The sequence below is a fragment of the Shewanella sp. AS1 genome (assembly GCF_021412565.1).
GTDB lineage: Bacteria > Pseudomonadota > Gammaproteobacteria > Enterobacterales > Shewanellaceae > Shewanella.
The window spans coordinates 683449-696935 of sequence record NZ_JAKCLJ010000001.1 but is presented as its reverse complement, the minus strand read 5'-3'; the positions used below and the strand labels follow the sequence as shown (position 1 = coordinate 696935).

The 13487-nt window shown below is 50.2% G+C and carries 11 protein-coding genes; 8 read left to right on the top strand and 3 right to left on the bottom strand.

Annotation, left to right across the window (positions count from 1 at the left end):
- Positions 1-70: 70 nt before the first annotated feature.
- Positions 71-994, bottom strand: coding sequence for an electron transfer flavoprotein subunit alpha/FixB family protein (locus LZP69_RS03140; RefSeq protein WP_234198722.1), 924 nt, complete (start codon positions 992-994; stop codon positions 71-73).
- On the bottom strand, positions 994-1743 hold the full coding sequence (locus LZP69_RS03135) for an electron transfer flavoprotein subunit beta/FixA family protein (protein WP_234198721.1): 750 nt from the start codon (positions 1741-1743) through the stop codon (positions 994-996). The genes LZP69_RS03140 and LZP69_RS03135 overlap by 1 nt, the downstream gene beginning before the upstream one ends.
- 543 nt (positions 1744-2286) lie before the next feature.
- On the opposite strand from LZP69_RS03135, the gene LZP69_RS03130 reads away from it, so the two are divergent.
- The 6 genes from LZP69_RS03130 (at position 2287) to LZP69_RS03105 (ending at position 9279) form a co-directional block, all read left to right on the top strand.
- Positions 2287-2679, top strand: coding sequence for an H-NS histone family protein (locus tag LZP69_RS03130; RefSeq protein WP_234198720.1), 393 nt, complete (start codon positions 2287-2289; stop codon positions 2677-2679).
- 339 nt (positions 2680-3018) lie between these two features.
- Positions 3019-6081 (top strand): amidohydrolase family protein, encoded by a 3063-nt coding sequence (locus tag LZP69_RS03125; RefSeq protein WP_234198719.1) that lies wholly within the window; start codon positions 3019-3021, stop codon positions 6079-6081.
- Positions 6081-7367: an amidohydrolase family protein gene (locus LZP69_RS03120; protein ID WP_442800656.1), complete on the top strand. Its 1287-nt coding sequence runs from the start codon at positions 6081-6083 to the stop codon at positions 7365-7367. The genes LZP69_RS03125 and LZP69_RS03120 overlap by 1 nt, the downstream gene beginning before the upstream one ends.
- Positions 7368-7464: 97 nt before the next feature.
- Positions 7465-7851, top strand: a complete 387-nt coding sequence (rcsF, locus tag LZP69_RS03115; RefSeq protein WP_234198718.1) for an Rcs stress response system protein RcsF — start codon at positions 7465-7467, stop codon at positions 7849-7851.
- Between the two features lie 46 nt (positions 7852-7897).
- Complete coding sequence (gene tsaA, locus LZP69_RS03110; protein ID WP_234198717.1) at positions 7898-8635, top strand: tRNA (N6-threonylcarbamoyladenosine(37)-N6)-methyltransferase TrmO; 738 nt, start codon at positions 7898-7900, stop codon at positions 8633-8635.
- 2 nt (positions 8636-8637) lie between these two features.
- A complete protein-coding gene (locus tag LZP69_RS03105; RefSeq protein ID WP_234198716.1) occupies positions 8638-9279 on the top strand; it encodes an acyltransferase in 642 nt (213 codons plus the stop codon).
- A 53-nt stretch (positions 9280-9332) separates the two neighbouring features.
- Here the strand turns inward: LZP69_RS03105 and LZP69_RS03100 are convergent, their stop codons facing one another.
- Entirely contained in the window at positions 9333-9554 is a 222-nt protein-coding gene (locus LZP69_RS03100) for a hypothetical protein (protein WP_234198715.1), read from the bottom strand.
- A 162-nt stretch (positions 9555-9716) separates the two neighbouring features.
- Here LZP69_RS03100 and LZP69_RS03095 point away from each other — a divergent pair, with 162 nt between their 5' ends.
- Entirely contained in the window at positions 9717-11441 is a 1725-nt protein-coding gene (locus LZP69_RS03095) for an AMP-binding protein (RefSeq protein ID WP_234198714.1), read from the top strand.
- Between the two features lie 269 nt (positions 11442-11710).
- A complete protein-coding gene (locus tag LZP69_RS03090; protein ID WP_234198713.1) occupies positions 11711-13420 on the top strand; it encodes a proline--tRNA ligase in 1710 nt (569 codons plus the stop codon).
- Positions 13421-13487 lie beyond the last annotated feature (67 nt).

Below are 13487 nucleotides of genomic sequence, written 5' to 3'. Positions count from 1 at the left end.
AGTATGCTACTTTAAAGCCGCTGGATGTGAGTTATATCACGTATTATTTTAGATCAAAACAGAAATATGCTTATAAAAGCTCAATCAGCTTAGGCACAGCCTCAAACAGATCCGCTTCCAAGCCATAATCAGCCACCTGGAAGATTGGCGCTTCAGGATCTTTGTTGATAGCCACAATCACCTTGGCATCTTTCATACCGGCTAGATGCTGGATAGCACCGGATATACCCACGGCAATGTAAAGATCCGGCGCAACTATCTTACCCGTCTGACCGACCTGGAGATCGTTTGCCACATAACCCGCATCCACGGCGGCACGGGATGCACCCACGGCGCCGCCCAGTTTATCGGCTAATTGCTCAAGTATGACGAAGTTTTCGCTGCTGCCTAGGGCACGGCCACCAGACACAACAACTGAAGCGGCGCCAAGATCTGGACGCTCAGATTCGGTCAGTGTCTGAGAGATAAACTCAACCTTTGAGCCAAACACGCCATCCACAGTCTGCACATCTGCACTGCCATCGTTAGCAACCGCATCAAACGCACTGACTCGTACCGTCATCACCTTGATGGCATCTAAGCTCTTAACCGTCGCTAACGCGCTGCCCGCATAGATAGGACGCACGAAAGTGTCATCACTCACCACTTCAACCACTTCAGAGACCTGCGCGACATCAAGCAGCGCCGCGACACGTGGCAGAAAATCTTTGCCCTGGCTCGACGCTGCCGCCAGAATATGCTGATATTCACCTGCCAGCGATACCACTAACTCTGCGATGTTGTCAGCCAGATGCTGTGAGTAAACGGCATTATCGGCCACTAGTACCTTTCTAACACCCGACAGGCTTTTCGCCGAATCGACCACACTGGCACACTGATGGCCAATGACTAACAGATCCACCTCAGCACCGATCGCCTGAGCACAAGCTAGCGTCTTGGCGGTATCGAGTTTGATACTACTATTATCATGTTCTGCAATTACTAGCGTAGCCATTAGATCACCTTCGCTTCATTTTTCAGCTTTTCAACCAGCTCCTCAACAGAAGCCACCATCACACCTGCCGCACGCGCAGCTGGCGCAGCCACACTCACCACTTCCTGGTGCTGCTTAAGCGTGACGCCCAAACTCTCAACCGTCACAGTATCCAGCGGTTTACGCTTGGCCTTCATGATGTTGGGTAATTTAGCGTAACGAGGTTCATTAAGACGCAAATCTGTAGTGATAATCGCAGGCAAAGGCAGTTTCAGACCTTGCAGGCCACCATCGATTTCACGGGTGACCATGACGCAATCGCCTTCAACTTTCACTTCTGACGCGAAGGTAGCCTGAGGCAGACCCGACAATGCAGCTAACATCTGACCCGTCTGGTTATTATCACCATCAATAGATTGTTTACCTAATAAGATAAGCTGAGCCTGCTCCTGTGCCTGAACGGCATTAAGCAACTTAGCGATAGAAAGTGGCGCAAGCACCTCATCGGTTTCAATATGAATACCACGATCTGCACCCAGCGCCATGGCCGTACGCAGCTGCTCCTGCGCAGCCTTAGGACCTATAGTGACGACAACAACTTCTGTGGCAATACCGGCTTCTTGTAAGCGAACCGCTTCTTCTACAGCAATCTCACAAAATGGGTTGATGGCCATTTTCAGGTTTGCGGTATCGACATTGGTATTGTCAGCATTCACCCTGACCTTCACATTGGCATCGACGACGCGTTTTACTGGCACCAATACTTTCATAAGGCTTCCTTCTTACGTCTTTTTCTGGGAATAAAGTTATCTGGAAAATAAAGATAGTACTCAGCACTACCATAAACTTGTGCCACTTTACTTCTTGTTAACGTTAACGTCAACAAGAGCGTGCCAACAAACCCGCAGATTAGCTGGCAACTGACAGATAATGTTGCCGACAATAAGCTATCGACTCTTATACACAGCGAACTCAACTCCACGCGAATTCATCTCAGAAAGTGCGCCACTCAATAAATCGACCCACCCAATAAATCGACGCTGATAAAACAGATCAAGCTTATCTCAACATTTCCTGCTCAATAGAACAGATAGCAATTTAACAAAACGAAGATAACTTATCCGCTTAATACATACGTCTCGCAACATACATTCGACTTACAGCAAAAGGTTTTATTGGAATAGATAGATAATTTTGCTCAGCACACAATATTAATAAATATTATTCAATTTATTTGATAATTAATTTATTAGTTCCTATTATTAGTCACCGGATAAGATTAATTTTATTTTCTACTAGCGGGAAGTTTATAAATGAACGAATTTTTAGATATTTTGACCCATGGAAGACGTTTTAAAGCTGCGGTAAAGGAACTTTCCGTCGATGAATTGAAAGATGTCGCAGGCAAACTTGAAAAAATCATCGAAGAAAAAGCGGCACAAGCAGAAGAAGAGCAAGCTGCAATGGCTGAGCGCAACGCTAAAATTGAAGAGATCCGCCAGCAGATGGAAGCGGTTGGATTATCTATCGATGATTTAGGCGCTGTGGCAACTAAATCGGTACAGAAAAAACGTGCTCCTCGTCCACCTAAATATAAAATCGTCGTCGATGGTGAAACCATTACTTGGACGGGTCAGGGTCGTACGCCAACAGTATTTAAAGCAGAATTGGATAAAGGCCGCAGCCTAGAAGAGTTTCTAATCTAGCTCGAAATTCATACTGTTCTAAATCCTGGCACTGAATCTAGGAACTAAATCCAGGCACTGAATATTTCGCTTTGGCCTTGCGCCAAACTCAATAATCAGATCCGAGACGAAAACCAGCTCTCTTTAGGCGAGTTGGTTTTTTTGCCTACTATTAACCACTATTGTTCTAGAATTGCTCAAGTATTGCTCCATTACTGCCCCACTTTATCTTAATTAGGATTTACATCTGACAACAAATTTTTATCCCTTCTTTATCAAACACAAATCCAAATCTCTTGATAATTGTTAACAAATAAAGATACTCTGTCACCACCATAAGGCAGAGCCATTAAACTTTCTATGCACCCTATCCATACATTATCCAGTACACTCTTTTTCAGTGCCCTGGCACTGATAAGTAATTCAGCAGCGGCAAATTCTCAACTTGCTGATAACACACCAAAAATCACTGCACTTTCTAACGCAACCCTGATGGTTGAGCCAGGGGAAATCGTTAACAATGCCACGCTGTTAATCGAAAATAATAAAATCAAATCCATTATTACCGATAATAAAGTGCCAAATGACGCCTATGTTATCGATATGACTGGCAAGGTGATCTATCCCGGCTTTATCGACCCTTATACTGATTACGCCATTGAGTTTAAATATGAAGCAGAGAAAGTCGAGCCACCCGTATATGAAATAAAACGTATCGGCGGGAATGCCGAAAATGGTGCTGTTCACGCGGAAAAAGAGTGGTTCAACTATATCTATCCTGACAAAAAATCAGCGGATACTTGGCTGAATAATGGCTTTACCAGTGTACAGACTGGATTACTCGATGGCATATTCAGAGGACGAGCCACCTCTGTTTCTTTGGCTCAATTAAAAACCAATGACATAATATATAACTCACGCTCAAGCCATCTATTAGCCTTCGATAAAGGCAGTTCAATTCAGGATTACCCTAGCTCATTAATGGGTAGTATCGCCTTAATACGCCAAACCCTGTCTGATGCAAAATGGTACAAAGAGAACGTAGACAAAAACAAAGACAAGGGAATCGATAAAGCCCTTGAGTTTAATATTGCCTTCGAACGCCTAAAAAACAGCGATAAAGAAAACTTTCTCTTTGCAACGAGAGACTTAAATAGCGAATTAAGGGCGGCCAATTTATTAAATGAATTTAAATTAAAAGGCAGCTTACTGGGCAATGGCCAGGAGTATGCCCGCGTTGATGAAATCAAGGCGAGTGGCTTTAGTCTGGTATTACCCTTGAATTTCCCCGCCGCCCCAGATGTCAAAAATGACAATATGGAAAGGCAAACTTCACTGGCGCAATTAAGGCATTGGGAGCGGGCACCGACAAATCCGATGGCATTAGCGCAGGCAAAAATCCCCTTCGCCTTTACCCAACACGGTATCGACAATAAGGTTTTCTGGCCCAGGCTAAAACAAGCCGTTAATGCCGGTCTTAGTAAGCAAGACGCGCTGGCGGCATTAACCACTCAGGCGGCAGAAATTGCCGGCATCAGCGAATTTACCGGACAGCTCAAGCCAGGCTTCATGGCCGACTTGGTTATCGCCAATGGCGACCTGTTTGAACAGGGTAAGATAGTGAGTCTCTATCTACAGGGAGAAGAGATGCAGCTCGAACCCAGAGATAAACAGTGGCTCACCAACACCTACCAAATAAGCTTAGGCGAGCTGAATCTGGACTTGACCATTAACTCAGGCGATAAGCTAACAGGGACACTCAGCAGCGGTGAGCAAGAGATCAAACTCAGTGGCCTAGACTATCAGCAGCGCCGTTTACTCTTCACCGCCGATCTCACTGACGCAGGTTATCCTGGTATCAACCGCTTTACCCTTTGGTTTGATGAGCAAGGCATACATGGCCGCATGTTAGATAAGGACAATGTGCAGCACCTGCTTGCCGGTGTCCCAATCGAGAGCGAAACCCGCGCCGCTGAGAGTGATGAGAAGCAGCCTAAAACCCTTGTCTCCCAATTGACCCGTCCCAACGTCGCCTATGGCCTGAGTCAACAAGCAGCAATCGAGAAACTGCATATCAAGAATGCAACTATCTGGACCTCAAGCGAGCAGGGAATATTAAACAATAGCGACCTGCTTATCAGCCGTGGTCGTATCGAAAAAATAGGTCAAAATCTCTCGACGCCATCAGGCTATACCGTTATCGATGCCACAGGGAAACACCTGACTGCCGGGATAATAGATGAGCATTCCCATATCGCCCTAAATGGCGGCACCAACGAAGGCACTGATGCCGTCACCTCTGAGGTGCGTATTGGCGATGTACTTAACCCCGACGATATTGCTATCTACCGCGCCCTGGCTGGTGGCGTAACCACGGCGCAGATCCTACACGGCAGCGCAAACCCCATTGGTGGCCAGGCTCAGGTGATCCAGATGCGCTGGGGTGACAGTGCTCAGGCGCTTAAATTCGACGGCGCCCCGCCCAGCATCAAATTTGCCTTAGGGGAAAACGTCAAACAGACCCACTGGGGCGATAATTTCACCCGTCGCTTCCCCCAGAGTCGCATGGGAGTGCAATCGGTATTTGAAAACGCCTTCAATGAAGCGATTGCCTATGACAAGGCCCAAAAAGCCTATGACGATCTAAGCAACAGCCAAAAACGCCGTCAGGTCGCTCCCAGACCCAACCTGCGATTAGATGCAATCAATCAAGTGCTTACAGGTGAGCGTCATGTGCATGTTCACTCCTATGTGCAGTCAGAGATCTTAATGTATCTGCGTTTAGCCAAGGCCTATGGTTTCAATGCCGGCACCTTTACCCACATTTTAGAGGGCTATAAGGTCGCACCCGAGATGGCAGAGCAAGGCGTCTACGCCTCAACCTTCTCCGACTGGTGGGCCTATAAGTTTGAGGTCTATGATGCCATTCCGCAAAACACCTGCTTACTGAACAAGCATGGTGTGGTCACCAGCATTAACTCAGACGATTATGAGATGCAGCGCCGTCTCAACCAGGAAGCGGCTAAATCTGTGATGTACTGTGATATGAGTGAAATCGATGCCTGGAACATGGTCACCATCAATCCGGCCAAACAGCTTGGCATAGAGACAGTCACAGGCTCAATCGAGAGCGGCAAACAGGCCGATATCGTGCTCTGGGATAGCTCTCCCCTTTCGGTTTACGCCAAGGTGGACAGCACCTGGGTCAATGGCCGCCGTTATTTCGATCGTCAGCAAGATAATGCGATGCGCGATAAGGTTGCCGCCGAGCGCGCCGCCCTAATTCAAGCCGTACTTAGCAGCGATGCGCCGGCCGTTCCCGGCGAGCTTCCCCGTGAAAACCTGGAGCCGCAGTGGCATTGTGATACCCATTACAATGCCTGGGGACAAAACAGCGATGCAGTATTTAAGGAGGCTCACTAATGAAGTCATCAGTTGCTCAAATGGGCCTTGCCCTCTTAATGACCTATACCCTAGTTAGTCAGCCTGTCACTGCCCACGACATGGTGCCGACTATGACGCAGAGCCAGGTTATTGTGATCCAAAATGCCACAGTGCATACAGTCAGCGATGGCGTGCTTAAAAATAGTGATGTGCGCTTTGAGCAGGGAAAAATCACCGCCATAGGCAAAGCTTTGCCCACCCAAGACGCCGAGGTTATCGATGCCAGTAATAAACATCTCTACCCTGGATTGATTGCACTGGATACCAGTATCGGTCTAGTGGAAGTCTCTATGATGCGCGCCAGTAACGACAGTTTCGAGGTGGGCGAAAGCAATCCTCAGCTTCTTGCTGTCAGCGCCTATAACCCAGACTCAGAGATCATCCCCACTGTGCGCGTCAACGGCATTACGCACGCCCAGGTCGTACCTAAAGGCAAAGCCTTTGCGGGGCAATCCTCCCTGGTGTCCTTAGACAGCTGGACAATCGAAGATGCCTTAGTGCCGGCGCCCAAGCAGTTTCATCTCTACTGGCCCAATATCTGGCGTCTCGCCCAGGATAAGGAGAAACGGGATGAACAGCTTAAAGGTTATCAGCAGGAGTTAAGCGCAATCCAGACCAGTTTAGAGCAGGGATATCGCTACAAACTGGCCAGCGATGCCAAGAGCGTCGAGAAGATAGATATCCGCTGGCAGGCCATGCTGCCGCTTTATCAAGGCAAGGCCACGCTGTTTGTGCACGCCAATAACAGTGAGCAAATTGAGCAGGCCATCAATATGACCCGCCCTTACGGCTTTAAGCTGGTGATAGTCGGTGGCTATGATGCCTGGCGCGTGGCCGAGCAGCTTAACGAGATTGGCGCCGGCGTTATCTACACCAACACCTTCAATCTGCCGATGCGTAAAGATGAAGCTGTGGATATGAACTTTAGAGTGCCGAGTTTACTGAAACAGGCTAACCTCCCCTTCGCCCTGGGTTTTAGTGGCGATTGGGACGTACGTAATCTTGCCTTTGCCGCCGGTCAGGCCAGCGCCTATGGGCTGAGTAAAGAAGAAGCGCTTAAGAGCATCACCTTAGATGCGGCTAAACTGCTCGGCGTAGAGGATATGGGCGCAATCAAGGTGGGCTTTAAAGCTAATCTGGTGCTCTCTAAGGGAGAACTGCTCGATCCACTGACAAGCAAGGTCGAGGCGGTATTTATTGATGGTCGTCAGATAGATCTCAATAATCGTCAGCAGCAGCTTTATCAAAAGTACCTAAAACGCTAGAATACGCTTATCTAATGCGTTCAATATTAGCCACTTATCCTATCTGTAGTTTAACGTGGCTGATATTGGCGCTTTTCACACTCTACAAGGCACTAACATGAAAAACCCCAGCCTTATTCTTCTTGCCCTGCTCCTTGGTGGTTGTGCCAGCGAATACCGCTTTACCAGTAATTTAGATAGCGAGGCCATAAACGAATATTTTAAGGTCGGCGATGTGGAGCTCTATCAGGGAGATCATCAGCCTAACACAAGCTATGAACTCAAAGGCTTAGTGGAAGGGCAGTCCTGTCAGGAGCGCGATAACGACATGCCCGCCTCCATCAGTGATGCCAGAACTAAGGCGCGCAAAGCCGCAGCCGAGTTAGGCGCCAATGGTCTTATCGTCAAACGCTGCGTGTTATTTGAAGAGTCCAGCAATGCCTGTATCACTCAAGCACTGTGTCTAGGTCAGGCTATCCTTACTACTGAGCCGCCGAAAAACTGAGCCGTCGAAACCTGATCTGTTAATCCCATTTTCCTGAGTCAATTGCATGACCTTTTCCAGCGAAATACAGGCAGTCGCCATCTGTCGCACCCCCTATAAACAGAAATTTGGTATTCCAAGGCAGCCAGGATTGGTCAGTAGTGCCCGTGGCTTTGTCGAGCTGCAAGCCCCCTTTAACCATATCGATGCCGTCAGGGGGTTAGAGCAATATTCCCATATCTGGCTGCTGTTTTGTTTCCATGAAAACCTGTCCCAGGGCTGGAAAACCACGGTGCGGCCACCCCGTCTGGGTGGCAACGAGAAACTGGGTGTCTTTGCCACCCGCTCCACCTTTCGCCCCAACGGCATAGGCCAGTCTGTGGTAAAACTCCATGGCATACGGCAACACAAGGGCAAGGTGATGCTGGAGATCTCCGCCATGGATCTGCTCGATGGCACCCCCATAATCGACATTAAGCCCTATATCCCCTTCTCTGATGCCATAGAAGATGCCGAGGGCGGCATAGCCCACGAGGCGCCCGTGCTGATCAAAGTGAATTTTAGCGAGGCGGCCACAGCGCAAATAGCCGCCTTTGACAGCAATCGCTACCCTCACCTTGCCGAGCTTATCACTCAGGTGCTGGCGCAAGATCCCCGCCCGGCCTATAAAAAAGCCAAGGTCGATCCCAAGCAGTATCAGGTCGCCCTCTTCGATCTGGATATACTATGGCGGGTAATAGACGATGAGATTCTGGTGGAGTTTATCCGCCCTTCTCTAGTCAATCAGTCTAAGACAGAATCATAGCCATGAGCCCTAATTCCAAAGAGAGTGTCGGAACATCCATAGATTATCAGGCCCAGCATAAGCAGCGTCTGGCCTATATGCCCTGGCTCTATTTTTCCTTAAAGCCTAAGCATTTAAGCTGGGCTAAACCCTGGCAGGATGAGATACAAGCCAAACTGATAGCGCTGGAGACAATCTCGATTGGCGATAACAGTTTTATTGCGCCGCAGGCCAGGCTGTTTGCCGAGCCGGGGCGGGATATCATTATCGGCGCTAAGTGCATGATCGCCGCCGACAGCTTTCTGCATGGACCGATAGCGATGGGCAATGAGGTGGCGATTAACCACGGCTGCTCATTGGACGGTGGCCGCGGTAAAATCATCATAGGGGATCAGACCCGCATCGCCAACAATGTCACCATCTACGCCTTTAACCATGGCATGCGACCCGATACGCCCATCTATCAGCAGAGCGCAAGTTCAAAAGGCATAGTGATAGGTAAAGATGTGTGGATTGGCGCTCAGGCAGGTATTGTCGACGGGGTAAAAATAGGTGACTGCGCCGTGATTGGCATGGGCGCCCTAGTCACTAAGGATGTGCCCGACTACGCCATAGTCGCTGGCAATCCGGCCCGAATCATAGGTGACAGGCGCGATAAGAAATAAACCACGCCCTAAGGCTTGGCTGACGCGCCACCTCTTTATCTTATTGAGTTAGCTTATTGAGCGCCAAACAGTTTAGCTAAGCCATTGGCGATAAAATTAAATATACCACCAGCAAGATCTTTATCTTCCACCCTGTTATCCGGGTTATCAGGTCGTGACTCGGCACAGGCTTTCACCCCATCGTAAAATGCCTGATCTGAGGTTTTATAATTTGCACAGCCGCCCAGGCTCATCAAAATCAATAACGCAATTAATGAGGTTACTCTCAGATCCATTGTCGTCTCCCACCATGACAGATAACTTCATCATTGCATCCCTGCCCCCTACACCTTTAGTCTAAAACGGCCAATATTTGCTTGTTTGTTGCTATCCGCTTTGGGTAGGTTTGACGGGTCAGATAAAAATAACAAAAGTAAAAACAGCATCACGGAGGCGTTATGTCGGTAGTAAAGACATCGCAAGCGGTAAACCCTATTCCTCTTACCCTCAGTCAATTCAATGGTCACACAGACGCGCCGCTTATCGAGCAAACCATAGGCGCCTATTTCGATGAGATAGCCAACAGCTATCCGGATCAGCTTGCGGTGGTGATGCATCATCAACAGCTACGCTGGAGCTACCGCGAATACCAGCAACAGATAGACACGCTGGCCGCCGGCCTGTTGGCCATAGGCATTCGACCTGGCGATCGCGTCGGGATCTGGTCACCGAACAATATCGAGTGGTGTCTGACCCAGTTTGCCACGGCTAAAATCGGCGCCATCATGGTGTGCATCAACCCGGCCTACCGCCCGGAAGAGTTACAATACGCCCTCAATAATGTCGGCTGTAAGGCCATTATCTGCGCCGAGAAGTTCAAGTCGAGCCACTATCTAGAGATGCTCAAGCAACTGGCACCCGAGCTGGCCCATAGTCAACCGGGTGAGCTGCACTGTGCCGCCCTGCCGGCACTCAGATGGGTGATCCGCATGGGAGCCGAGAAGACCCAGGGCATGCTGAACTTCAGCGAGCTGATGCAGCCGCTCACACAGCAGAGCCGGGATGCACTGGCAGCAATCACCAAACAGCTCTCCCCCTTCGATGCCATCAATATCCAGTTTACCTCGGGCACCACAGGCAACCCCAAAGGGGCGACATTGAGCCACCACAATATTCTCAACAATGGCCTGTTAGTGGCCAATGCCATGGCACTGACCAAGGAGGATAGACTCTGTATTCCTGTGCCCCTGTATCACTGTTTTGGCATGGTGCTGGGCAATCTGTGCTGCATCAGCAAAGGCGCGGCGGCTATCTTCCCCGGCGATGCCTTCGCCCCCCTCACCACCCTGCAAGTGGTGGAGATGGAGCGCTGCACCGCCCTGCACGGCGTACCGACCATGTTTATCGCCCAGTTGGAACATCCGCAATTTAGCGATTTCGACTTAAGCTCACTGCGCACAGGCGTGATGGCGGGGGCCACCTGCCCCGAAGAGGTGATGCGCCGGGTGCAAAATCTCATGTATATGCGAGAGGTGCTGATAGGTTATGGTCAGACCGAGTGCAGCCCGATCAACAACATGACAGAGATTGACTCGCCACTGGAGAAGCGGGTCGCCACCGTCGGACGCGCCCTGGCCCATACTCAGGTCAAGATAGTCGATGAATTTGGTGAGACAGTGCCGGTCAACCAACCCGGTGAGGTGTGCAGCCGCGGCTACTGCATCATGCAGGGCTACTGGCAGGACGTTGCCAAGACTGCGGCCACTATCGATAAACAAGGCTGGTTGCATTCGGGGGATATAGGCGAGATGGACGGCGAAGGCTATGTCAAAATCGTCGGCCGCATCAAGGATATGATCATTCGCGGCGGCGAGAACATCTATCCCCGCGAGATCGAGGAGAAGCTTTACACTCATCCCCAGGTGCAGGACGCGGCCGTCTTTGGCGTCAAGAGCGAAAAATATGGCGAAGAGGTGTGTGTCTGGATCAAGACCCAGCCCGGCGCCCTGGTCGATGAAGAGGAGATCCGCCATTTTCTCACCGAAAAGGTGGCCTACTTCAAAGTGCCCAGGTACATCAAGTTCGTCGACCAATATCCTATGACGGTCACGGGCAAGATCCAGAAGTTCAAGATGCGTGAACTCATGTATCAGGAGTTGTATGAGGCGATAAACTGCGTCTGAATCCAGTTAGTACTATTCAGTTAAAGATAGTCCCAATCTAGTCGGGCCATGGCATCCGAGTCATGGCCCCTTTTATTGGGCGATAAATCGTCACCGCCAGCCGCCCAAAGTCATAACATGATTAACAAAACTGCATGAACTTACCCCCCGATTTTACCCAAGGGGCATGAGCCTTAAAATTCGCTGCCAGCAGGCCAACAAACTAGGTGACATCGAAGTTGAGGGTGCTAAAATATCGGCCTATTTCATTACACAACTGGATATTGGGAATGCGAGTTAGCAAGTACCTGCTTTCAACACAAAAAGAGACCCCAGCCAACGCTGAAGTGGTCAGTCATCAATTAATGCTGCGTGCCGGTATGATCCGCCGCAACGCATCAGGTCTTTACAGCTGGTTGCCCTCAGGTCTGCGCGTACTGCGTAAGGTCGAGGCCATTGTCCGTGAAGAGATGAACAATGCAGGTGCCGTCGAGATCTTAATGCCCATGGTGCAACCCGCCGATCTTTGGGTCGAAACCGGCCGCTGGGACAAGTTTGGCCCCGAGCTGCTGCGTTTTCAGGACAGGCACAATCGCGACTTCGTACTGGGTCCGACCCACGAAGAGGTGATCACCGACCTTATCCGTAAAGAGGTCAGCTCTTACAAGCAGCTGCCGCTGAACCTGTATCAGATCCAGACCAAGTTCCGCGATGAAGTGCGTCCCCGTTTCGGCGTGATGCGCTCACGTGAGTTCCTGATGAAAGATGCTTACTCTTTCCATATCGATCAGGCCACCATGGATGCCACCTATCAGGCGATGTTTACCGCCTATAGCAACATCTTAAGCCGCATGGGTCTGGCCTTCCGTCCTGTGCTGGCCGATACCGGCTCGATCGGTGGCAGCCTGTCACACGAATTCCATGTGCTGGCCAACAGTGGCGAAGACTTAATTGCCTACTCGACCGAGAGCGATTACGCCGCCAACATCGAAAAAGCGGAAGCCCCGATCCCGACCGAGCCTCGCGGTGCAGCCACCCAGGAGCTGACGCTTATCGACACGCCCAATGCCAAGACCATAGAAGAGTTGGTCGAGCAGCACGGCATCGCGATCGAGAAGACGGTTAAGACCCTTATCGTTAAAGGCGCCTTGGATGAGGTGCCACTGGTGGCGGTTATCGTCCGCGGCGATCATGAGCTTAACGAAGTCAAAGTAGAAAAACTCGATGCGGTTTTATCCCCATTCGAATTAGCCGATGAAGCCGATATTCGCAGCGTGATCGGTGCCGGCCCGGGTTCACTCGGCCCAGTTGGCCTGACTATTCCAGTATTTGTGGATCACAGCGTCAACATCATGAGCGATTTTGCCGCCGGTGCGAACCAGGATGGCAAACACTATCTGGGCATCAACTGGGAACGGGATCTACCACAGGCCCAGGTTGCCGATCTGCGTAATGTCATCGAAGGCGAGCCTAGCCCCTGTGGCAAGGGCACAATCGGCCTGCTGCGCGGTATCGAAGTGGGTCATATCTTCCAGCTGGGGACGAACTACTCTGCCGCCATGGGCGCCAATGTTCTGGATGAAAACGGCAAGGCACAGACCCTGTTGATGGGCTGTTATGGTGTCGGTGTCAGCCGCATCGTGGCCGCCGCCATCGAGCAGAACCATGACGATCGCGGTATCATCTGGCCCGATGCCATCGCACCCTTCAAGGTAGGTATTCTGCCGATGAATATGCACAAGTCTCACCGGGTGCAGGATATGGCCGAAAAACTCTATCAGGACCTCAACGATGCCGGTATCGAAGTGCTGTTTGACGATCGTAAAGAGCGCCCCGGTGTAATGTTCGCCGACATGGAGCTGATCGGTCTGCCCCACGTTATCGTGATTGGCGATCGCAATATCGACAACGGCGTCTTTGAATACAAAAATCGTCGCACCGGCGAGAAGCAGGACATTCCATTCGAGCAGATAGTCGACTTTATCAAGTCGGCAAAATAACGTGGCAAGCCGCAACTGATAGAAACTAACAATGCCCGGCACCTGCTGGGCATTTTTTATGTCGACT

Bases quoted from the DNA above. Each gene is read 5' to 3' on its own strand.
- LZP69_RS03095 (WP_234198714.1), top strand. From the start codon at position 9,717: ATGTCGGTAGTAAAGACATCGCAAGCGGTAAACCCTATTCCTCTTACC.
- LZP69_RS03105 (WP_234198716.1), top strand. From the start codon at position 8,638: ATGAGCCCTAATTCCAAAGAGAGTGTCGGAACATCCATAGATTATCAG.
- LZP69_RS03100 (WP_234198715.1), bottom strand. From the start codon at position 9,554: ATGGATCTGAGAGTAACCTCATTAATTGCGTTATTGATTTTGATGAGC.
- LZP69_RS03130 (WP_234198720.1), top strand. From the start codon at position 2,287: ATGAACGAATTTTTAGATATTTTGACCCATGGAAGACGTTTTAAAGCT.
- LZP69_RS03120 (WP_442800656.1), top strand. From the start codon at position 6,081: ATGAAGTCATCAGTTGCTCAAATGGGCCTTGCCCTCTTAATGACCTAT.
- tsaA (WP_234198717.1), top strand. From the start codon at position 7,898: ATGACCTTTTCCAGCGAAATACAGGCAGTCGCCATCTGTCGCACCCCC.
- LZP69_RS03125 (WP_234198719.1), top strand. From the start codon at position 3,019: ATGCACCCTATCCATACATTATCCAGTACACTCTTTTTCAGTGCCCTG.
- LZP69_RS03135 (WP_234198721.1), bottom strand. From the start codon at position 1,743: ATGAAAGTATTGGTGCCAGTAAAACGCGTCGTCGATGCCAATGTGAAG.
- LZP69_RS03090 (WP_234198713.1), top strand. From the start codon at position 11,711: ATGCGAGTTAGCAAGTACCTGCTTTCAACACAAAAAGAGACCCCAGCC.
- rcsF (WP_234198718.1), top strand. From the start codon at position 7,465: ATGAAAAACCCCAGCCTTATTCTTCTTGCCCTGCTCCTTGGTGGTTGT.
- LZP69_RS03140 (WP_234198722.1), bottom strand. From the start codon at position 994: ATGGCTACGCTAGTAATTGCAGAACATGATAATAGTAGTATCAAACTC.